This window comes from Peribacillus sp. B2I2 (assembly GCF_041261685.1).
GTDB lineage: Bacteria > Bacillota > Bacilli > Bacillales > DSM-1321 > Peribacillus.
Genome location: NZ_JBGCCB010000001.1, coordinates 886,116 through 908,613, shown reverse-complemented (window position 1 = coordinate 908,613; position 22,498 = coordinate 886,116). Strand labels below are relative to the sequence as shown.

At 38.4% G+C, this 22,498-nt stretch carries 16 protein-coding genes, 1 tRNA gene, 2 pseudogenes and 1 riboswitch; of the genes and pseudogenes, 3 read left to right on the top strand and 16 right to left on the bottom strand.

The genetic code is table 11. The features are described from left to right. Window positions 1–22 precede the first annotated feature (22 nt). Window positions 23–1,163 (bottom strand): annotated as a pseudogene (gene queG, locus ABIE66_RS04610) (tRNA epoxyqueuosine(34) reductase QueG). Window positions 1,164–1,269: 106 nt separating this feature from the next. Between queG and ABIE66_RS04605 the strand changes: the two are divergent. Then, on the top strand, window positions 1,270–1,938 hold the full coding sequence (locus ABIE66_RS04605; protein WP_289317792.1) for a B3/B4 domain-containing protein: 669 nt from the start codon (window positions 1,270–1,272) through the stop codon (window positions 1,936–1,938). Window positions 1,939–2,185: 247 nt separating this feature from the next. Here the strand turns inward: ABIE66_RS04605 and ABIE66_RS04600 are convergent, their stop codons facing one another. The 5 genes and pseudogenes from ABIE66_RS04600 to mgtE all read right to left on the bottom strand — a co-directional run bounded on the left by ABIE66_RS04600 (window position 2,186) and on the right by mgtE (window position 7,044). After that, window positions 2,186–2,656: an SAM-dependent methyltransferase gene (locus tag ABIE66_RS04600; protein WP_370013997.1), complete on the bottom strand. Its 471-nt coding sequence runs from the start codon at window positions 2,654–2,656 to the stop codon at window positions 2,186–2,188. Window positions 2,657–3,083: 427 nt separating this feature from the next. Next, a tRNA-Gly gene (locus tag ABIE66_RS04595) sits at window positions 3,084–3,157 on the bottom strand. Window positions 3,158–3,341: 184 nt separating this feature from the next. Next, a complete protein-coding gene (locus ABIE66_RS04590; protein WP_289323849.1) occupies window positions 3,342–3,755 on the bottom strand; it encodes a YbjN domain-containing protein in 414 nt (137 codons plus the stop codon). A gap of 459 nt (window positions 3,756–4,214) precedes the next feature. Beyond that, window positions 4,215–5,243: an NADP-dependent oxidoreductase gene (locus ABIE66_RS04585; RefSeq protein ID WP_370013995.1), complete on the bottom strand. Its 1,029-nt coding sequence runs from the start codon at window positions 5,241–5,243 to the stop codon at window positions 4,215–4,217. A 444-nt stretch (window positions 5,244–5,687) separates the two neighbouring features. After that, window positions 5,688–7,044, bottom strand: a pseudogene (gene mgtE / locus ABIE66_RS04580) (magnesium transporter). A 249-nt stretch (window positions 7,045–7,293) separates the two neighbouring features. Beyond that, window positions 7,294–7,459, bottom strand: a riboswitch (M-box (ykoK) riboswitch). A 1,806-nt stretch (window positions 7,460–9,265) separates the two neighbouring features. Here mgtE and ABIE66_RS04575 point away from each other — a divergent pair. Beyond that, window positions 9,266–9,394, top strand: coding sequence for a hypothetical protein (locus tag ABIE66_RS04575; RefSeq protein WP_340887998.1), 129 nt, complete (start codon window positions 9,266–9,268; stop codon window positions 9,392–9,394). 377 nt (window positions 9,395–9,771) lie between these two features. Here the strand turns inward: ABIE66_RS04575 and ABIE66_RS04570 are convergent, their stop codons facing one another. From ABIE66_RS04570 to ABIE66_RS04525, 10 genes are all read right to left on the bottom strand, one after another. After that, window positions 9,772–11,259, bottom strand: a complete 1,488-nt coding sequence (locus ABIE66_RS04570) for a sodium:solute symporter family protein (RefSeq protein WP_370013994.1) — start codon at window positions 11,257–11,259, stop codon at window positions 9,772–9,774. Further along, window positions 11,256–11,456 carry a DUF3311 domain-containing protein gene (locus ABIE66_RS04565; RefSeq protein WP_289317800.1) on the bottom strand — a complete coding sequence of 67 codons (201 nt, stop codon included), beginning with the start codon at window positions 11,454–11,456 and terminating at the stop codon, window positions 11,256–11,258. Before ABIE66_RS04565 ends, ABIE66_RS04570 begins: the two co-directional genes overlap by 4 nt. 12 nt (window positions 11,457–11,468) lie before the next feature. Continuing rightward, window positions 11,469–12,644 carry a M20 family metallopeptidase gene (locus ABIE66_RS04560; RefSeq protein WP_370016979.1) on the bottom strand — a complete coding sequence of 392 codons (1,176 nt, stop codon included), beginning with the start codon at window positions 12,642–12,644 and terminating at the stop codon, window positions 11,469–11,471. Between the two features lie 241 nt (window positions 12,645–12,885). Then, window positions 12,886–14,184 carry a helix-turn-helix domain-containing protein gene (locus ABIE66_RS04555; protein WP_370016978.1) on the bottom strand — a complete coding sequence of 433 codons (1,299 nt, stop codon included), beginning with the start codon at window positions 14,182–14,184 and terminating at the stop codon, window positions 12,886–12,888. 400 nt (window positions 14,185–14,584) lie between these two features. After that, entirely contained in the window at window positions 14,585–15,406 is an 822-nt protein-coding gene (gene nikE / locus ABIE66_RS04550) for a nickel import ATP-binding protein NikE (protein ID WP_289323842.1), read from the bottom strand. 33 nt (window positions 15,407–15,439) lie between these two features. Beyond that, a complete protein-coding gene (gene nikD / locus ABIE66_RS04545) occupies window positions 15,440–16,267 on the bottom strand; it encodes a nickel import ATP-binding protein NikD (protein WP_370016977.1) in 828 nt (275 codons plus the stop codon). A gap of 18 nt (window positions 16,268–16,285) precedes the next feature. Further along, window positions 16,286–17,116 (bottom strand): nickel ABC transporter permease subunit NikC, encoded by an 831-nt coding sequence (nikC, locus tag ABIE66_RS04540; protein ID WP_289323841.1) that lies wholly within the window; start codon window positions 17,114–17,116, stop codon window positions 16,286–16,288. Further along, window positions 17,113–18,057: a nickel ABC transporter permease subunit NikB gene (nikB, locus tag ABIE66_RS04535; RefSeq protein ID WP_289323840.1), complete on the bottom strand. Its 945-nt coding sequence runs from the start codon at window positions 18,055–18,057 to the stop codon at window positions 17,113–17,115. The genes nikC and nikB overlap by 4 nt, the downstream gene beginning before the upstream one ends. 20 nt (window positions 18,058–18,077) lie before the next feature. Then, on the bottom strand, window positions 18,078–19,700 hold the full coding sequence (gene nikA, locus ABIE66_RS04530) for a nickel ABC transporter substrate-binding protein (protein WP_370013993.1): 1,623 nt from the start codon (window positions 19,698–19,700) through the stop codon (window positions 18,078–18,080). 527 nt (window positions 19,701–20,227) lie between these two features. After that, on the bottom strand, window positions 20,228–21,286 hold the full coding sequence (locus ABIE66_RS04525; RefSeq protein WP_370013992.1) for an alkene reductase: 1,059 nt from the start codon (window positions 21,284–21,286) through the stop codon (window positions 20,228–20,230). A gap of 264 nt (window positions 21,287–21,550) precedes the next feature. On the opposite strand from ABIE66_RS04525, the gene ABIE66_RS04520 reads away from it, so the two are divergent. Next, complete coding sequence (locus ABIE66_RS04520; RefSeq protein ID WP_370013991.1) at window positions 21,551–22,405, top strand: alpha/beta fold hydrolase; 855 nt, start codon at window positions 21,551–21,553, stop codon at window positions 22,403–22,405. The last annotated feature ends 93 nt before the right edge of the window (window positions 22,406–22,498 follow it).

Sequence of the window (22,498 nt, the reverse complement as noted above, 5' to 3'; positions counted from 1 at the left end):
CGGGGCTGCTACGTCTTACATATCATTTTGTTTCCAAGGTAAACCGAAGTCCTTTTTCTATTTCCGCCAGTACCTCTTCATCCGTTTCCTTCATTCGTGCTTCTTCCAGTATGGGAAACCGCCTGCTCCCGACCAATTTTACCAACTGCCCAGGCTGCCGTTCCCCGTATGACGGGCCGCGGATCATCCTTCATGACCTGGATCAATTCAGGCAATGCCGTTTCATCTTTGAAGTGGGCCAATGCTAAAATGGCATTTCGCTGGATTGGTTTTTTACCGCGCCAAGAGCCAGATACATGGCCGTATGTCTCTTTGAATTCCCGATTTGAAATCGTAAGCAGAGGTTTCAACAGCGGTTTCGCTAACTCGGGGTCGGGTTCCATCTCTTCATGAAGATGAAAATCCATTCCTTTGTTTTTGGGGCATACGGTCTGACATGTATCACATCCATACAAACGATTGCCTATTTTCGTCCTGAACTCATCCGGTAGGAAACCCTTTGTCTGCGTTAAGAACGCAATGCAACGCTTGGAATTCAGCTGACCACCCTGAACGAGCGCACCTGTCGGGCAAACATCGACACATTTATTGCATGTCCCGCATTGATCTTCCATCGGTTGATCCGGTTCAAATGGCAGGTTGGTGATCATGTCTCCCAAGTAGACATAAGACCCGTATTCCGGAGTGATGATCATACTGTTTTTTGCACTCCAGCCAATTCCTGCCCGCTCAGCAACAGCCCGATCTGATAATTCGCCCGTATCAACCATTGACTTCGCCACTGCCCCCGGCACTTTATCTTTAATGAAATCCTCAAGTAACTGCAATTTATTCCGAAGGACGGCATGGTAATCCGTTCCCCACGAAGCCCGACAAAAAATCCCGCGCCGCTCACCTTTTGTACTTTGCGGAGCATCCTTCAATTTCGAAGGATACGCAAGCGCAATCGAAATGATGGATTGCGGTTTATCGAATATCAATTCAGGCCTGACTCTTTTTTCTATATCTGCTTCTTCAAACCCTGACTGATAATCCAGTTCCTGTTGACGTACCAGCCGACCTTTCAATTCGGTAAACGCCGTGGCCGATGTAAACCCGATTTTATCGATGCCGATCTCTTTACTATATAAAATCACTTCTTGCTTGAATGTATTCATATCCATATTAATCACCTACGTTCATTCAGTATTCCCATCGAAGCTTGTATTCATTTCAAACCATTGCTATCTATGATAAACTAATTCCAATCATTTTTGGAGGTGTAACGTCTTGGAAATTACCATATCGGCTAATCTTAGCAGCAAAATCCCTGAATTCAAAGTTGGGATCATTACATATGAAAACATCGAAGTAGGTCCCTCCCCCCAAATGGTGAAAGGAAGACTTCAATTATTTCAGGAGGCTCTTTTTTTCGACCTTGAAGAAAAGGAGTTGACCGACTTTTCCGGCATTAAAGAGTGGCGAGAAATTTTCAAGACCACAGGAACCAACCCGTCACGGTATCGCCCATCCGTGGAAGCCCTTTACCGCCGCGTTAAAAAACAGAATTACTTGACACCCATCCATTCAGCCATCGATTTGAATAACTTCTTCTCCCTTTTATATGAAGTTCCTATCGGCATTTATGATGCGGATAAATTAGCGGGTGACATCTCGATTAAGATTGGCGAGGGAACAGATGGTTATGACGGTTTGAACGGCCGCTTGAATTCCATGGAAAATATGATTACATCAGCCGATCATGATGGTGCATTCGGAAGTCCATACGTTGATTCAGAACGAACGAAAGTCACCGAAGAGACGAAAAGGGCCATCCAAATCATTTATTTACAACCCAAGACTCCAATCACTGAAGCCCATCAGCTAACGAAATCTTTGATGGACATGTTCCTTGAAATCCACGGTGGTGAAGGGACTTACTCGATTGTAGAAGGATAATCAAAATTGAACGGAAATAAACCCTTTCCACAATCGGAAGGGGTCTTTTCATAATTCCAAGGAACTAGCTAGTATCCTTTTATTAACCCTCTCGTCCCCGAAAAAGGAGTATTATGATTCCTGAATGGAAGAGCATATAAGAATGATTGAAATAGCTACTTGAAATTAATTTCATACCATTACCAAATAAGAAAAAATGAGCAGCAATAAAAAAATATGCACGATTTTTTTATTGCTGCTCATTTTGTTAACCATTACTATAATAGTTTTTCATTACCTCTTTTGACCAATTGGGTTGTTTCACTTGGCCAATCGGGCCAAATTCAGACATATAAGGTTTAATATCCAATACTGGCGTTCCATCAATGGCATCCAAAGCCCTCACAGTTATCTTTAGACCCTCTACTTTTAACAATTCACATCTTGATACACCAAGCTGATTTGGCCTTGCTTTGGCCCTTTGAGAAAAGATACCTACCTTTGGCCAATCAGTTCGATTTCTTGGATGCCTAGCATTGAACTGAATTTTGTCAGGTTCCACTTTATTCATATAAAATATGACTTCAATATGTGAAAATTGTTCTAATCCAAACAGGCAATCTTCTTTGAATTTGGATCCATCCATAATTATCTCGGAAATTACTTCTCCCCAATAATCATCTTCCAAATTAACTCTATTATTTTGGATTAAACCTATTGGTTCTAAAAGTAGTGACATTTTCGCTTCCCCCTCCATATTCACAATTCAAAATGGATCCATTGAACAAACTTCCCGAAATTCTCCTCTAACCATTAAAGGATCAGGATTTACGCGAAAACATGAAATATATTTACTCTCATTATCAATACTACAAGATTGGGTAATCGCATTACAAATATTCCCTTAAATACCTTTTATTCAATGAAGCACCGTCTCAATAAACGTTTATTTGGACAAAAAAAGCACACTCTTGTTCAAACTGATTCTACTACCGTAGTTAATCACTTTGAACAAGAGTGTGCTGCATCAAAATAGCCACCCTTCTGGATACAGGTAATTTTGGACAATAAAAAAATTCCACTGTAAACAGTAGAATCCTAGTTATAATATTTAAACGCAAAGCTTCGTTCTCCAGGTAACGAAACCCTACGTTATGAGTATGTATTGGAGCGGGTGAAGGGAATCGAACCCTCATCATCAGCTTGGAAGGCTGAGGTTTTACCACTAAACTACACCCGCAAAATCCTTGTAGAACTTTGTCGAATTACCAACAAAATTAATTATATAGTTTAATGTGAAAAAATGCAATAGTTCTTTTTAAAAAAATATAAATTAATGGATTGTAACGATAATATATTCATTCACTTTAGTAAAGATGTTAAAAAGTCCCCTGATTCAGAGAACTTTTTCATCCTATATTATGTTATGACCATATGACTTCCATTAACCGCGGATAAACCTGCTGTGCCGTCTCAAGCAGCATGATTAACTTCCTGAACGCGAGATCCGGTACGATATCCCCCTCGATGGAGTATGAATACCTAATGGAAATCGTCCCATTTTCTTCATAAAGCTTTGAATACCTAAAATTAGCATTATATTCATTCAACAGTGTATGTACATCCTGCTTCTTATCAGGATTCTTCAACTCGGCGACATTAAAGCAAAATAAGTCCGCCACATTTTCATCTTCATTGAATGCAAATACTAAAAGGACCTTCCACCCGTCCTTTAACTTTTGCTCAGCTCTAAAAAAGGTGGTGCCATCTTCATTCAACTCATTCATATAGATTTTCTCACTGGTTAAAAAATCACGAAATTTAGCAACGTTTGACATGGTTCATCACCTTTCTCTATGTATTTACATTTTATAATGAAAATTGCCATTTTTACAGAGTTTTCTACAAACATTCCAATTTCATCCTTTTCATACAAGAGTGAACCACTCCATTTAACGAATGGTTCAAAAAAGGGCTCCTCGAATAGATAAGATTGATGCCATATGCTTCTCCGCTAAAAATGCTTTCTGAAAATCCAAAATCCCCTGGATATTTCAAGAGATTCTTTGATCGACCTATATCTGCCGTTATCGCCATGGTTTCAAAAACTTACTGCAATTGAGCGAGCTCCCCCTCTTAAGGTACTGGCCGATCAGAGAAACTCAACCCGGCATTATATCTTTAACTTGAAAAGGAAAACGGCCTTTCCCCGATTGAATATCGAAAAAAGGCCGCTTTTATTATAAGCTGCTTAAAAATCACAACAAAGGCCTGCCTCTGCCGTATTTCCATAAAACTTATAGTTTAGCGAATTCAGGTTCCGCTACTTTCACAAGCTGTTTACCGAGGTTCGTTCCTTTAAATAAACCTAAAAATGCATCTGGTACGTTTTCAAACCCTTCAATAATCGTTTCCTCATACTTCAGCTTTCCTTCTTGGAGCCATTTTCCTAAATCCGTCGCACCCTCTTGGAATCTATCGGCATAATTTCCAAATGTGAAGCCTTTCATAAGTGCACTCGTTTTGATCATCGCCGATTGCAGGCGCGGTCCTAGATCTTTTCCTTCTGCATTATACGAGGAGATCGCTCCGCATAATGGAATTCGGGCATTCGGATTCAATAATGTGAAAACAGCATCGGACACCTCGCCGCCTACATTATCGAAATAAACATCGACTCCATCAGGAACAGCATTAGCTAAATCTGCCGTAAAACTATCCTTTTTATAATTTACGGCACTATCAAATCCGAGCTCTTTCGTTAAGTACTCAAGTTTTTCATCTGAGCCTGCGATGCCAACAACTTTCGCACCTTTAATCTTAGCGATTTGTCCAACTACTGAACCAACAGCACCAGCTGCCCCGGAAACCACTACAGTTTCACCTTCTTGTGGCTTACCGATATCAAGCAATCCAAAGTAAGCTGTTAAACCGGTCATTCCAAGAATCCCTAAATGAGTTGTGACCGGAGCCACCTTGGGATCAATCACGCGGATTTCCTTTTCAGTGACAACTGTATATTCGGCCCAGTCGATATTCCCAACAACGACATCCCCTTGTTTGAAGGAATTCGATTTGGACTCTACAACTTCAGCAACAACGCCACCCGTGATGACCTTATTCAATTCAAATGGAGCAATATATGATTTGGTCTCCTGCATTCTTCCACGCATGTATGGATCGACGGATAAATATAGCGTCCGTACTAAAATCTCATTATCTTTTGGTTTGGGAACTTCACTCTCAACAAAGTTAAAATCCCCTTTCGAAGGCATACCTTTTGGACGGTTTGCCAGGGTGATTATTTGTTGTTTGGTTTGTGTCATCATTCGTTCCTCCTTGGTTTTGAATACGTAATTTCGAAAAGAAGCGTATCACTGATAAAGTTCGCAGGTCAAAGAAGAATATGACTGTCTATTGCTTCCATAACACTCTTTATGTAGCCTTTAATGGATATCCTAAACTTGCTATGACCTATTATGTCCCATGTTTTTCATTCATATAAAGGTCATGAGCATAATGGCTGAATGAACAAAGGCATGGTTAATAACCTTTGAGTTCCTGATTAAACTTGGATGACATAGAGAGCTGCTTCTCATATACGGAATTCTACAATACATGGATCTCTTCCAAGAAAAATTCAACGGCCTTTTCCCTATTGAATACTGAGAAAAGGCCGCAGCTTGAAATACTCTTTTTTATTGTACACTTGACAGGGGTACCGCCCCTTCTTCTTATGAACTGGTTTAAGAAACTAACTCGTGGATAGTCTACATCAATTTTGAAATGAACATTGTGGCAATTCCAAAGTAAATAAGTAACGAGAGTATGTCATTTAGTGTTGTAATTAATGGACCCGAAGCAACTGCAGGATCTATGTTGAATTTATATAATATCAGAGGAATAATGGTCCCAGCTAAAGTCCCAATAATCAGAGTCATGACTAATGAACTTCCAACCACTAATCCCAGAACGGGATTACCCTGCCAAACATAAGCTATGATGGAAATTAAAATTCCACAGGTAACACCTATTATCAATCCAACTTTAAGCTCTCGTATAATAAGTCTGGTAACCACTCCCTTATCCGTGTCACTAGTAATCAGGCCTCTTACAACAACAGCTAAAGATTGAGTACCTGTATTTCCAGTCATCCCAGCAATCATCGGCATAAAGAAGGCAAGTGCAACAACTTTGGGACAATGTTTCTTCAAAGCCGCTTATAATGGTTCCAGACACTAATCCGATAAATAACAGTAAAATAAGCCAGGGTAGCCGACGATATGCGGCCACGTGCGCCTTCGTGTCAAAATCTATGGATTTACCAGATGCCGATAGTTTTTCAATATCTTCATTCGCTTCCTTAATGACAACATCAATGATGTCATCAACGGTTACAATTCCTAATAACTCATTATTTTTTTCAACTACAGGAATCGCTAAAAAATCATAACGCTCAATAACACCGGCTACCTCTTCTTGATCTTCATAAGCAAATACGGAGATAACCCGGCTGTACATAATATCTTGAATTTTTTCAGATTCATCATTTATTATTAAATCCCGATATGAGACAACACCCACTAATTTTTTATCGTTATCTATTACATAAAGATAGTTAATCGTTTCCGAAAACTCCGCAAAGATTTTAAGCTTTTCAACTGATTCACGAACCGTATAATGTTGGGGGATCCATACAAAACGGTTCGTCATTATTCGTCCTGCCGTTTCCGGGGGATAATTCATGATATTTTGAACGATTTTAGATTCTTCTTGTTTCATACCTGAAAGAAGTTCTTCAATTTTTTCAGGGGATAGGTTCTCTAACAATGAAGCTAGATCATCATTATCCATTAAATCCATTACATGGCCGGATTTCTCAATTCCTAATTTACTAAGAATCTTTAATTGATGTACTTTTTCAAGTTCTTGAATCAGTTCAGCGATTTGTTCTGAATCTAGGAACAACAAGAAACGTGTATGATGTTTTTCTGGGAGTCCCTCGAATATTCGAGCAATGTCATATGGTTGGAGTTCTTCTAATATTGCTTGAAATTCTTTCTTTTTTCCTTCTTTTAAAACTTTTATGATTTGTAAAGTTATTTGGTCTTCTGTCAGGACTTTCATTTTGCCCTCAACTCCTTTTAGGGGAGCAAAAAAATATTATTATTCCCCTTCAAAATCTTTGTGTTCATTCAATTTTCAATAAGCTTGGAGTATTCCCGTGAGTGGTGACCCACAATCCTCACCTCCAGGAAAAAATAAAAACACCTCCATTACAAATGAAGGTGTTAAATACGGTATATATGCGTACATTGCCTGGAAGACAAATACAAACAGCCGTAAATGGCTGAATGACAAATACATAGCATAAATCCAGTTCCTCCATTCGTAGAGCTTTAGCACTGTGTGGCATAGGACAAAGCCAGCTACATTAAAAACCACCTTATGTCGATGGTTTCTGTTGACCCATTGGCGTCTTTCGACATTTTTGGGCAGTAGCGTATCTCCTACACAGGAGCCTCACCTAACGAGGATATTTAATTTACACATCCACTCTAAAAGAGTTTCTATTAGATGTCAATGTTTGATTTATAGTACGCCTCCAATGGATGGAAATCAATTGGCTATAAGATTATTATCAGAATTATTGGGATTTTGTAGTGAAATACACTAATAATGAAGACGGAAGGAAGTGAAATTCAAGAAAAATTGAGAATGAATGAGTTACTGAAACAAAAATCAGATTGCATCATTGGATTTTATCAATGTTACACTAAATGTACTCAGTAGAACATCTTCTAGTGTCTAATTATTTTAAGATCAACGAGCTACTGTTCCGTGTCCTTAGTTCTGCAACCTACCATCAATACAAAAGCACTTACGATAATACATATAATCGACAAAAGTCTTCTCATTTGAAAGCCATTGAAGGTAGGTGGGAAGGAGATATAAAGATTCCAAATCAACCGTTTCCAAAGCGTTACATAAGGAAAAAGGAGATTCTGAATTACTTATACTCGAAAAGATGAATCATGTATTGATTAAAACCAAGAGAACTGAAGAATACACCTTTAGGCCCGAGCATTATTAATTTTTGGGAGCAAAGCGCTTATTGCGACTTTCTACTTATTTTTTCTCAGTTAGTTTCCGATAGGTTGGGGAAATTGATATCTCTTTCGGCAAGGCTGTGATCACCGTAAATGGAACAGGACTCATGGACTGTAGTCGTGAGCTGTACAGACCGTTTGTTATCAGGTCATTTAATGCCGAAGCCACACATCATTCCCAAAATAGCACGAAAAATATATTCTATCGTGGTAATTGTTGAAAATATTGTCCACTTAAAATAGCCCTCCTTCATTTACATGATGATATTCACCTTGGCGAACGATCCCTTTTCAACAAAATCCACTTCAAAAAAAACACTGTTAGGTAATCTAACAAAGTGGGAGATATTGTATAAAATCATTAGTATAATTGATGAAATTACATTAAGAAAGGAAAGATCATTATGCAAATGTTTATACATGCTTTAAAAAAGAACACTACATGTATCTTTGAAATCATTTATCTGTATATACTGTTCTTTTTTTCAGAACTACAAACTACTACTGCAAGCTTATTAAAAATAAAGTAGCGATTTATGTAATTAAAACCTCTTGAATAAACTTATGATAAAAGATCCTCTAGTTCCGAACATTCCCTAACGATAATTTTATTTCATCTCCAAAGTCAAAACTTTCAACAGTCAAAACAGCCATTTTTCACGCTTTGTATGTACGATCCCTCAAGGGCGAAATGACAATCTCTTTGCTGAATCCAGATCAATAAGCTTGGAAATCCGACTAGCGTTTTAATAATTTGACTCAGCCCTGCTGTGACTCTAGTCTAAACAACCTGACTAGAAATGCAGCTGATCCCCTTTTTTCAACAGGAAATAATTCTATCCATCATCCCTATTGAACTACCGCTTATTGGCCGTGAAACAGTGTGGAAGAAGTGTGTTTCCACACTGCAACTCACGGTTCATGGTTTCTACTTGTTGTACTACATCTTTGAGTACGACCTGCAACGCTTACTAATAACTTAAAAATTCCCCTGGTTCAGCTTACTACCCCCCTTTAGTAAAATTTTAGATACAAATTACATATCATAGAATGTCGCCACTCTGTTCAAATTCATCAACATAAACGATATGCCCATATCCTGGAGGGTAATTTTCGGATTTTATCTTTGAAACAATGGTTTGAATATCACTTGGATAAAGATGTACTTTTCAATTGAAAAACATAAGTTCATCAAAAAGGGACAAACTGTATTTGAAAAAAGAAAGGAGATGTGAGACATGACAAAAAAATTTAATAAAGGCAGCCGTAATCAAAATTCACCGCAATTACATGGACAAGTTCCTGTTAGTGGTGACAACAGTAAAGGAAATAAAAGAAATAAAGATCAGAGCTCTAAAACAGAGTAATTAAATGAAACAAACCGGCCAAATTCAGACCGGTTTGTTTCATTTATAGATAATCTTCTTTGTTATTGTTTAGAAAGCGATCTAAATGATCTATTTCCTTCAAGTTGATGATTAATTTGGTTCCCATGGATTCTCACCCAAAAGGGAGACTCGCTGAATTACCATGTGCACTGGACACCCTTTGATTTCAAAAAAGTCCCATTCTGTATCAGTCTACATAATCAGCGTTATCCGAACTGTAAATATACCCCTACAAAACTGCCCCCAAATTGTGGAGGACGGTCGGTTTTCATAAACTTATCTGATGTGAATTACTCTTGAATGGTTAATATTCATGTTGATTGGCTATTTGATTCATTTTGTATTAAAACCTTGTGCTATACTGTTTTTGTCTCCAACACATCATTATCCTTATGAGTATAAGTAATGTTTTTTGTCATCAGACTAACCACCACTAATACTGCAATGTTAACAAATAGCGCGATAATTCCTACATTCAGGTCTTTAATAGCTTGAGGAAGATAAGGAAACAGTTGACCAATTTTTATGTTCCCTAGTTCCATAATGGAGACTAGCACGCCTCCTGTTATAATCCCGGCGAATGCTCCTTGTTTGGTTACAAAATTCTTTCTCATCAAACTTGCGAAAAAGGCAGGAGCAAGTTGTGTGATAAAATTATAGGCGATTAAAGCGAGACTAAAGAGGGAATTTCCACCTTTAAAGGTCAAGTAAATCCCTACGAGCGAAATTAGCGGAACCAAGTATTTTACCAGTTTTGCAATCTGAGTTTCCGTTGCGGATGGAGTGAATACGCTATATACATTTTTTGCAAGCAATGTTGATATTGACATCAACAGCATAGAGCTTGGCACTAAAGCGGCTAACACGCCAGTTCCACCAATTAAGCCCACAAACCATGGATCAAAATCCTGTTTAGAAAGTTGCAGCAAGATAAGATCGGCTTCGCTGCCTTTTAATCCAGGCGTCTGTAAGATAGCTGCAAATCCGACAAAAAAGGCAAACAACAAAATCAATTGGTACATTGGCATTAGGATTGCATTTTTTCTTAAAGCTTTTTCGCTAGAGGCGGCATAAATAGGAGAAAACCCGTGCGGCCACATATAAAATCCAATCGAACTTAATATAACGGTTGATATATACCACGAAACGCTCATTCCTTTATCCGGAAGTATGGTATAGTTCGGCTTTGCACTTTCAATGGCCTCATACATAGGTTGAATACCGCCATAATAATGAAGAGGGAAATAAATTCCTAAAAATACGACGATGCCAAGAATCAGAATGTCCTTCAAAATAGCTGTCCTGGCGGAACCGTTAATACCGGAGACCATTACAAAAATGGTTACACCAATTGCTCCAACCCAAATGGCAGCTGTAGAGGAGATTGCGCCATATGATGTTGCAGAAACGATATACCCTAACCCCTTCAATTGCAGGACTAAGTAGCAAGTACAAGCTATAACACCAATAACCGCAACAAGCACACCAAGATAAGGACTTTGATATTTTTTTACAAAAAAATCAGATTGGGAAACTAATCGGTGTTTCTTTGCATACCTCCAGATAGCAGGAAATGTCCAGTAGGAGATGACTGTTGCCAGGCAGCCGTATGATACGATACTAAAGATGGAACCCCCTTCCCCATAAGCCGAACCACTTGCCCCTAAAAAGGTAAAGGTAGTATACATTTCACCTGCGGACAAGAGGAAAATCAGTAGGGTTCCCATTCCGCGTCCTCCAACCGACCATTGTTCTAAGTTCATTTCTTTCCCTTTTTTAGCCTGAATACCAATCAAAACAGAAATGACGAAAAAAAACAGGATGACAAACACGGCAATATTCATTTTGAATCTCCCTCCTGATTAGCAGGATCAAATAGATAGATAATCCCCATAATACCTGTGGTTAGCACAGACCAGAGTACAATCCAAAAGTGAAAAAATGGCATTCCAAGTACATAGGGAGTCACTTTATTTGTAAACAAAGCCCCTACAATAAAGCCAAGAAACGGGATAATTCCGAGCCAATATATTTTTTTCATACGCTCAACCCCCTAGTATGATAGATTTAACACTTTAAAAGTCCCGTGAACAAATAACTTCACCCCATATTGTAAAGCCTGTTCATCGAAAGTGAATTGGGGATGATGGTGAGGATGAATAATCCCTTTTTCTTCATTACGAGCTCCTATTACAATATAAGATCCCGGAACTACTTTTTGAAAAGCAGAGAAGTCTTCACTTCCCATAATTGGCTTTAAAATCTCTCGACTCTCTTCACCAAATACTTCACAGACCGTTTCGTCCATCAATCGAGTTACGTCTTCATCATTAATGGTAGGAGCATAACCGAACTGATAATCGATTTCATAAGTAGCTCCATGCGCTTCAGTAATTCCTTTTACAATCCGTTCCATAAAGGTTGGAATCTTTTCCCTCAGTTCCGGATTAAAGCTTCGAACGGAGCCTCCAATGCTTACACTACTTGGAATAACATTAATCGCACTTCCCGCATGGAACTGAGTCACTGAAATAACAAGAGCGTCCTGTGCATCTTGATATCTCGAAACAATGTGCTGGAGATTTGATACCACCTGAGTTCCAATTGCTATGGGATCAATGGTTAGTTCGGGCTGTGAGGCGTGCCCTCCCTTACCCACTACGGTAATGTTAAAAGTATCAGCTCCAGCCATCATCGGACCGTAACTCAAACCAATTTTCCCTAAAGGAAGAGTCGACAAGAGATGAGTGCCAATGATCATATCTACACCATCAAGCACACCGGCCTCCACCATCTCTCGGGCTCCACCCGGCGGCAGTTCCTCAGCATGTTGAAATAAAAAACGTACCTCCCCTTTAATTTGATCCTTTAACTGGGTAAGAATCTTTGCCGTGCCAAGCAGCATCGCCGTATGTCCGTCATGTCCGCAAGCATGCATCACTCCTGAATTCTGTGACACAAAGTCAAAATCATTCTCTTCTTCAATTGGAAGCGCATCCATATCTGCCCGCAGTGCAATAACCTTCCCAGGCTGCCGGCCAATCAAACGAGCCATTATACTCGTTTTTGTTGGACGTGAAATTTCTAATTCACCAAAAGTTTGTAGCGTTTCATAAACAAATTGTGCTGTTTTTCCCTCCTGAAAAGACAGCTCCGGATGCTTATGTAAATATCTTCTCCAAGCAATCACTTCATCTTTAACAGTCTCGATTAAATCATGAAACATCATCGTTTGAGACACCCACTTCAACCCCTTTTTCATTCAATTTACATAACAACCATTAATTTAGGATAGTTTAAGGAAAAAATTCCTTAAATAGATTATAATCTCACGCGGTTTTTATTTCAATATTTTTTGAAAATTCCAAACCGTTTTTTTCGCACTGAATCCAATTGTTGAATTTTTCAATACTTTGATATGCGACATGAAGTAGAAATAAAAAGGCACCCAAATTATGGGTGCCTTTAATTTATAATAATCGATAAATTTTACTCGGCCTTCCACGGGTGGCGTTAGCCTCTTCACCAATGCATTGTGCCAAATCAACTTCGCACATATCCGCAACAATACGCCGTACATTGCGCTCTGTCATCTCAAGATGTGTCGCTAATTCCTTTGTTGTAAACTCACTCCAGCCCATTCTTTGAACGAGAGCCGATATCTTTTTATACGTTTTAACACTGATATTCCCCTTTTTTAACTTTTCGATAAGGAGTTTATTATGTGTCCGGGCAGCATATTGCAGTTCTTTCTTTTTGCCTGGTGATTCGATAATCTTACCATCATCTTGAATAATCACAATTTCACGCTTCTTCATCTCTTTTGAATGTTGAATAGCACGAAAAGCATTAATTTCCGCCGAATAGGCAGTTTCGCCGAAGCCAATACCAACGGCAACGGTTGTATCTGCTTCAAAAGCCAATCTTTGAATGGTATCTTCGAGCGTAATGATTTCTCGTTCAATTGCGCCGCGAGAACTAAAGATCATGTATCTTCCATTCCCTTTCTCTGAAAAGGAACCATTTATTTTTTCACCAAGTTTAATTAACATCTCTTTTAGCCGAAGCTCCAAGTACTGTAAATGATAAGGAGTTTTCATTTCCTCTGCCACTTTGTCAAAGTGTTCAACTTCAATGATCTCCACTCCGATTTGTGTATCCTTAAAGTAGGAAGTCTTTACTTTTTCAGAAAGAATTCGAAGCGTTTGCCGCACTTCCATCTTACTCATCGACATACGGTAGGCTGGAATGCCATATTCCCTTAAAACTTCACACACAGACGGAAAACAAGAAAAAGCGCCTTCTGTCTTTCCCTCATTCCATAAATTCAAGTGAAAAAGAACCAATTCATCCGTATCAGCATCTGTCTCAAACACTTTCGTATAAATCTTTTTGGTTTTTATATTCAACTGTGACAAAGCTTCTTCGCTAATATTATTTGAGGACATAGTGTCGATACTTAGATGCTCAATGATTTTCCCTTGTTCGTAGATCAACTCTAAAAAGGATTTATAAAAACCTGATTCCGTAGCAGGAACATGGACCATTATTTTATCTGTACCTAGTGTTTTTTTTGCAATTTCATAGGGAAGTGGACCAGAAAAAAGCCATGCATGTACGTGAGAATCATATTCTTTTACAATATTATCCACCTCTGCGGTCTTTACATAAGGCAATGAGATGAATTCCAACTCATGTTTATATTCTTCTGCCAAAACTAAAATTTGTTCTATAGAAGTTTCTAGACCGACTAGTCCGATTTTATACATCCAGTAATCGACTTCCTTTATCATCAGTAATAAATTCATTGTTCTTTGTAGAATATCCTAGTTTAACGTACGTCATGTTAGTGCAATGCTAATTCTTCTGCTACTTTTGCTCAATTTGTATTGATTCCTGTTTAAAAGTTGTTTTGTTACTCTTGATCATATCAGAAGCAAAAAGAAAAGTATGATAGAAATGAAATATATAGCTGTATTCACACCTACTCCGACTTCTCCCTTTTATACCATTTTATCATGCAACATGAAGGAAAAATACGTTGTATACGCTATTCAAATGATCCACAACTACTTTTGAATTCCAGCACATATAATCCATTTCTACAAACAAGAGCCTCGATTTTCAACTGAAATCGAGGCCTTCCAATCAATAAATATAAATTCTAGACTAGGTCTTGTTAATCCTCGTTGGAAGAGAACGAAAACGTGGATGCTCGGCAAGGATAGAACCCCTCATCTGTTTGACGACAGGATGTTCTGACGAAAAAAACTGATTTTTAGAATCGTAAAGCTCGATTAATTCTCCTTTTTCCAGTACACCCAAAGTATCAGCGATTGAATAGGCCGCTTTAATATCATGTGTAATAAAAAGATAAGATAAGCCGAAGTCTTTTTTTAACTCACTTAATAATTCTAAAATTATAGTTTGATTAACCATATCCAGACTACTTACGGATTCGTCTAAGACGATTAGCCTTGGCTTAAGAGAGATTGCTCTAGCAATATTAATTCTTTGCAATTGTCCACCGCTAAATTGGTGTGGGTATTTTTTCAAATCCTTCTCACTCAGGCCTACTCTTTCCAATAACTCAATAACGGTTCTTTTTTGTTCGGCTACGGTTAGTTTTTCATAGTTTTCTAATGGCTCGCCTATAATATGCTCGGCTGTCATTCGTGGATTGACAGATGAATACGAATCTTGAAAGACGACTTGTAGATCTCGGCGTATCTTTTTTCGAATAAGCTTATCAGCAGTATAAATATCATGCCCTTGAAACAGAACTTGTCCTTGCTGTGGACGTTCTAAGCCAAGAATCACTTTTCCTAATGTGCTTTTTCCAGCTCCACTCGTCCCAAGTAGTCCTAAACATGTTCCTTCGTCAATAGAGAGGGAAATGTCAGTGAGTACTTTTTTTGAATGGTCTTTCCATTTTAAAAAAGTATGAGAATTATAGCTATGAGTTACTGCTTTTACTTGTAATAAACTCATTTGTTCACCCCTCAAAAGAATGTAATCTATATATCACAACATATGGGTGATAGGTTCTTCATGATTTAAGATAAGGCGGGCATTTAGCAGTTTCTTTGTATACTCATGCTGTGGATTATCAAATAATTCAAATACATTTGCAGTTTCTACAATTCTGCCATGTTGCATAACGACTACATCATCTGCCATTTCAGAAATGACTCCCAGATCATGAGAAATGAGTAAAATGGATGTTCCATATTCAGAACGAATTTTATCCAAGTGGCGAAGTACTTGTAATTGGTTATGAACGTCGAGTGCAGTTGTCGGCTCATCAGCAATAATAACGGAAGGATTTAAACATGCTGCCACCGCAATCATCACGCGTTGAAGCATACCTCCACTCAATTGAAAAGGATAGCTTTTTAATAGTTTCGCGGGATCTGGCAGGTTTACATTCTGCATCGCATCGATGGCAAGCTCTTTTGCTTGTTTTTTATTCAATGAGGTATGTGACCTAATCGTTTCGATAAATTGATTGCCGATTGTAAAAACAGGCGTAAATGAATTCATCGGATTTTGCATAATGAAGGCAATATCCTTGCCACGAATTTCACGTATTTCTTTATCGTCTAAACCATTCAATTCTCGTCCTTGGAGGGTAATGCTTCCTTCAATCGTCGTTGTTTTCCGATCAAGAAGTTGCAGAATGGACATACTCGTAACGGTTTTACCACTCCCACTTTCCCCAACAAGCCCCAGTACCTTCCCTTTTTCCAGTTCAAAATTAATATCCTGAACGAGGGTGGAAGCACCATCTTTTGTTTGTACCTTTACATGTAGATCGCTCACTTTTAATACATTCGACCGTTCTGTTCTCAATCTTCTCATTCCTTTTTATTAACGACGTTTGACTCCAAAACGTTCTGATAGCGCTTCGCCTAATAAATTGAAGGTGACGACAACGAGCATAATCATCAAACCTGGATATAGCATTAATTCTGGATTCGTCCGGATATACGATTTCCCCTCATGAATCATTGCTCCCCATTCTGGAGTAGGGGGTTGCACACCTAAACCTAGAAACGACATAGCGGATATATCCATGATGGCCCAACCCATTTCCAATGTACCCATAACAGCGAGCGGAGGGAGAACATTTGGAACAATATGTTTCTTTATTATCTTCCATTGAGAAGAACCGCTTATTTTAGCTGCCGCAATATAGTTTTGTTCTTTCAGACTAAGTACCATTCCTCGGAAAATTCTCGCATAATACACCCATTGCACAAGCATCAATGCTAAGATTACCTGTTTAAGGCCAGGTCCCAATATACCAACAAGTCCAAGAATGAGCAAAAGATTCGGAAATGCCATAACACCATCACAAAGTCTCATTAGCACCTGGTCCACCCATCCACCTTTATAACCAGCAATGGTTCCAACAATCAAACCGATGCCTAAAGATGAAATAAAGATTAATGTGGCAAATCCTAACGAAATGCGAGCTCCATATAAGATGCGTGATAACGTGCATCTTCCTAAATGATCAGTTCCCAATGGATACTCAAAGGAAGAGGGCTGTAGTTTATTAGCTAAATTGACAGCAATGGGATCATTAGGTGCAATCCAAGGAGCCAAGATGGTTATGATAAATAGGAAACTCAATATTATCGAACAAAGGACAATCACTTTCTGACTTCTCATCATAATGCGAAGACTTGTTATCATTGACGTTGCCCTCCTTTTCTGGAGATGCGTGGGTCGATGCACATTTGAATAAGGTCAACAATCAAGTTGCTAAAAATGAATAGTCCCGCTGCTAAAAGCACATAGCATTGAATGACAGGAACATCCCGATTAAAAATAGCTTCAATAAAATAACGACCAAATCCTGGCCAGGAAAAGACCGCTTCGACGATAATGGTTCCAGTCAGTAGCTTTCCTAAATTCATCCCTAGTCCAGTAATCATAGGAGATATGGCTATTCTCAATACATGTTTTCCCATAATCACTTTTTCATGAATCCCTCTTGTACGAGCAAAAAGGATATAAGGTTCCTGTAAATTTTCAAGAACACTGGCACGTAACAATCGAGTATACAAGGCTATTAATGGCAAAGCTAAAGTAACGGAAGGGAGAACCAGATGTTGCAAAGTTCCGATTCCTTCAACAGGAAATAGGTCGAGTTTAACAGAAAAGAAAAAAATCAATAAATAACCAAGCCAAAAAGAAGGGATGGATGCCCCGAAAAAAGAGAGAATTCGACTAAAATGGTCAATACCACTGTTTTTCTTTATGCCTGCCAAAAATCCAAGAGGGACACTGACCAGGACCGCTAATATGATGCTACCTAAAGCTAACTGAATGGTCGCTGGCATTCGATATGTAACCTCGTCCCAAACAGGTTTATTCGAAACATAAGATATGCCAAAATCAAATTGGCATATCTTAATGATAGAGTTTACATATTGAACATGGAGGGGTTGATCTAAGCCAAACTCATGTCTTTTCTGAGCCAATATCTCATCTGTAGATTGGATATGTGCTGCAGATAAATATGCCTCAGCTGGGTCCACGGGTGAAAGGTGAATCATTCCAAACGTTAGAAGAGTGGCCAAAAGAAAGATGGGAATGATGGCCATAATTCGTTTCAAGATATAAGTTCCCATGAAAGCCCTCCTGTATCTTACTACTCGATGCTAATTCCTGTGAATGGATGTTCATCCCGGTTAGCAGGGAATGTGAAATTTGATACATCTTTTTGATAAACAGCTATTTTCTTAATATAAGAAATAGGTACAATAGCTCCTTGGTCTTGCAGTGATTCCAAAATAGTCGAGTAAAGTTCTTGACGTTCCTTTTCATCTGTTGTTCTAGGAACATCAGCAATTTGTTTTAACAACTTATCTTTGTTCGGATAAGATGAAATGGCTTCGTTAAATCCAAATCCTTCTGAACCAACGATGTTTACGAAAGTATGAGGATCATAGGGTGCGCCATAGTTACTAAAGAAATTCAATTCAAATTCATTAGCTTTGAATCTTTGAATTTGTACCGTAAGCTCAACTCCAACGATATTTAATTTAACACCCAGTGCCGCCCACTCAGATTGTAATGTTTCGGCCATTGCTTTTTGAATCGATTCTGCAGAGTCGTACATTAACTCGATTTCAAGTGGTTTTCCGTCTTTCTCACGAACGTTTTTTCCTTTTGGCAGCTTCCATCCTGCTTCATCTAATAAAGCTTGTGCTTTTTCAACATTATAATCAATCGCTGTAACATCAATGTCTGAAGTATACGGGAAGTTTGTCGGTAAAATAAAATCTGCCTTCTCTTCCAACCCAGAAGTAACTCCTTCAACCATTGCTTTTTTATTAAATCCATATTGTAACGCCTGACGAACACGTAAATCTGAAAGCTGTTCTTTCTTCGTATTCATAACTAGTTGTCTTGTCGCAACCGGCTCAGAAATACTAGTCTCATAGGTACCTGTTGTTTCTAATTGTTTGAACGAATCTAGACTGATAACCCCTTCACCATAAATAAGGTCTAGGTCTCCTTTTTCAAAAGCAAGAACTCGGGTTTCAGCATCAGGAATGATCTTGACTTTGATTTTCTTTACTTTAGGGAGCTCACCCCAATAATTTTCATTGCGTTTGAAAATAGCATATTCATCTGCTTTATATTCTTCCAAAATCCATGGACCTGTACCGACTGGTTTTGTAACGCCTTTTGAAGTGTCACCATCTTTAGGGAATCCAGCATCACCTAAGAAACGGACTGGACGAACGACGGCTAACTCTTGAATAGTAGGATAATATGGCTCCTTTAATGTTAGTTTAAACGTGTTTTGGTCAATTACCTCCGTTTGATCCACTTTCGGAATAAAGCCCAACCAACTATGTAAATCAACATTCTTCAATATAGCATCAAAGTTCTTTTTCACAATTTCAGCATTAAAGCTTGTACCGTCAGAAAATTTCACATCTTGACGCAGGTTGAACGTATATTCCTTCCCATCCTTGGAAATTTCCCAAGATTCAGCTAAATGTGGTTTCAGCTCGCCTCCATCTTGGTAGCTAACCAAAGGTTCATATACCATCGATTGAGCGAATAATTGAGAAGGATTATAGACATGCGGATTCATTTCACCTATATCTCTAGGCCAAGCAAAAGTAAGCATGTCTTTACTGTCTTTATTTGAAGTTGAATTTTCTTTTGATTCATTTGTACATCCAAGTAAAAGCGTTGATAAAATTAAAACGATGGCAGATATAAATAACACTTGTTTGCTGTTTCTTCTTTTTGACATAACATTGGTGCCTCCAGTACCATATTGAGAATCATTTTCAATTCTAAAGAGTAACTATATTATTGTCAATATAATGTCGAAACTCTAGAATAATATGTTTTGTTAGAAACATAGAACCTCAATATCCTTTTCATTTATGAATGATGATGCTACTCCAAATAATATATATATGAATTCAATCTCGCTTTGGAGAGTCTTCACCCCCTTATTAAAGTTGTCCTTTTTTCAGCATATCCCCCCCCCCCCGCAGATGATCTGTTATCTCCAAGCCTTCTTGCAAAAATTGATTTTCCGACACCCGCGGACACTCCGATAACCATGATTCATTCCATTGATATACCCGTTTCCTCACCTTATTTATTAAAATGACCAGTAAGCTTACCAAATACATATCTCTATTCACCACTTTTAGTTCCATAAGAAAAGGCGATCCTTCTTAATGAAGAATCGCATCAGTTAATTGAGAGAAAAAATGAATGGTTACTTCGGTGCACTGGCCTCTTAAGAAAGGCTTTGTTTTTTCTCTATTAAATCAGTTGCCCTAAATGTTTCTTTGCCTCGTAATCAACAAGTTTTTCATCCTGCTTAATTCGTGTCAGATAATCCGGGTTGGCGATAAGCGGACGTCCGATTGCCGCAACATCAATGATGCCTTTTTCCAGTGCCGCTTCTGCTGTTTCAGGATCAAGCCCCCCCACTCCAACTATTATTCCATCCCAGTGGCTGCGTACCAATTCATGCATGGTTAATCCTCTTGCAATCGGTTTGGTGAATTCCATCGTGGACGGGTGGATCATTGTGACTCCTGTTTCTTTAAACGCTTCAATAAATGTTTGGATCGCTGTTTCAGGATCTTCCCACATGTAAGACGGCTGGTCAATTTTCAAAGCTGAGAAACGAATAAGGGTACGATCCACTCCAACCGCATCAATAACCGCGTTTAGCACTTCCTTCATAAAGGTCAGACGCTGTTTTAAATTACCACCGTACCGATCGGTCCTTTTATTGGAAGTGTCGGAATTGAACTGGTCTATTAAGTAGCCGTGTGCGCCATGAATTTCAACGCCGTCAAAGCCAGCATCCATCGCATTCTTAGCAGCTTGTTTATATTGGTTCACCACTTCTTCAATATCCGTCTCTGTCATTTCTTCAGGAGTATCAAAAGGTTTTCCGAATCGTGAAACCTTTCCTTCAGCAGCGATAGGAGAAGGAGCCTGCGGAGGAAGTCCTCCTGCAATTTCATGGTGGCTTGCACGGCCAACATGCCAGATTTGCGCTATGATCGTTCCGCCTTCAGCGTGTACAGCTTCCGTTACTTTTTTCCACCCGTTGATTTGCTCTTGTGTATATATTCCGGGAACTCCAGGATTGCCCTTTGCTCTTGGTGAAATCACTACACCTTCAGTAATGATAAGTCCGATTCCATCTTGAGCCCGTTTTCGGTAATATTCTACGGTCAGGTCATTTACAACACCGGTTTCGTTATCAGCAAACGACCGTGTCATAGGAGCCATTGCCGTTCTTGTTCTTAAGTTCCATGCACCTATTGTTACAGGTTCAAACATTTTAGTTTTTATTGTATTCATTTGAATTCCTCCTGTTAACCGCTTTATTGAGCTGACTTTTAGTAACTATTATTGTGTAAGATTATCCGATAAGTGGTTAATTTTCAAATAATTCACTCTGATCTTCATAGTTTTTGATAAAATATGGTAATAAAGACCAGTAAAAACGATTTTACCCTTATGGTATTCTTGTTAACTTTTAGATATTAAGGAACAGGATAGCACAAGAATGTTTATAAGGACTGGACATAACCTTATTAAAAATAAAAAAGATGGGGTGTTTTTATGTGGAAACGACAAATGGTTGAAACAAGCCGTGGAAAGTTCGAGGTCTTTGTCCAAGGAGAAGGTGAACCTGTTTGTATCACTCATTTATATAGCGAATTTAATGAACTTGGCTATTATTTTGCTGATAATTTTGTAAGTGATTTTAAAGTTTATCTTGTAAATTTAAAGGGAGCGGGAAACTCTTGTAATGCAGAGTCAGACGAAGAAATGAGTATGAGTCAATCAGTTATGGATTTGGAAGCTATTAGGGAAGCATTAGTATTGGAGCGATGGAGTTTTGCAGGACATTCAACTGGAGGAATGTTAGCGTTGGTCTATGTAACATCATTTCCTAATACCCTTTCAAAGTTAATGGTCGGAGGGGCAACTGCTACAAAAAAATATATGGAACACGAAGGAAGTATGTATAGCCCCAGTAGTTCACTTAACAAGAGGTTGAAAGAGATATTCTCTATTTTGAAGTCTCCGGATACCACTATTGAGGAAAGAAGATCTGCCAATAGAGAATGGACAGATATGTCTTTATACAATATTGAAAAAAAAGCTGAATATTTTCAAAGACCTTCAAGTGGCAAAGTAGTACATAGAAGGTTAGATTACTTTTCTTTTAATGACCTACCTAATTTTGATTTACAAAAAGAACTATCAAAAGTTAGAATTCCCACCATTGTTTATTGTGGACGACATGATGCACAATGCCCTTTAGTCTTCTCAGAAGAAATCGATGCTGGATTGATGGATTCGAAACTTTATATCTTTGAAGAGAGTAACCACTTCCCTTATTTAGAAGAAAATGCGAAGTTCCTTAATATGGTTTCGGATTTTAGAAGAATAGAATACAAAACAGTGTAACTAATGGGGCGTAAAAAATTATTAAGTTCTTTAAAAACACCAATATCCTTTTTCAAACAAAAAAGCCAGACAGAGAAAATCTTTTCCCTGCTG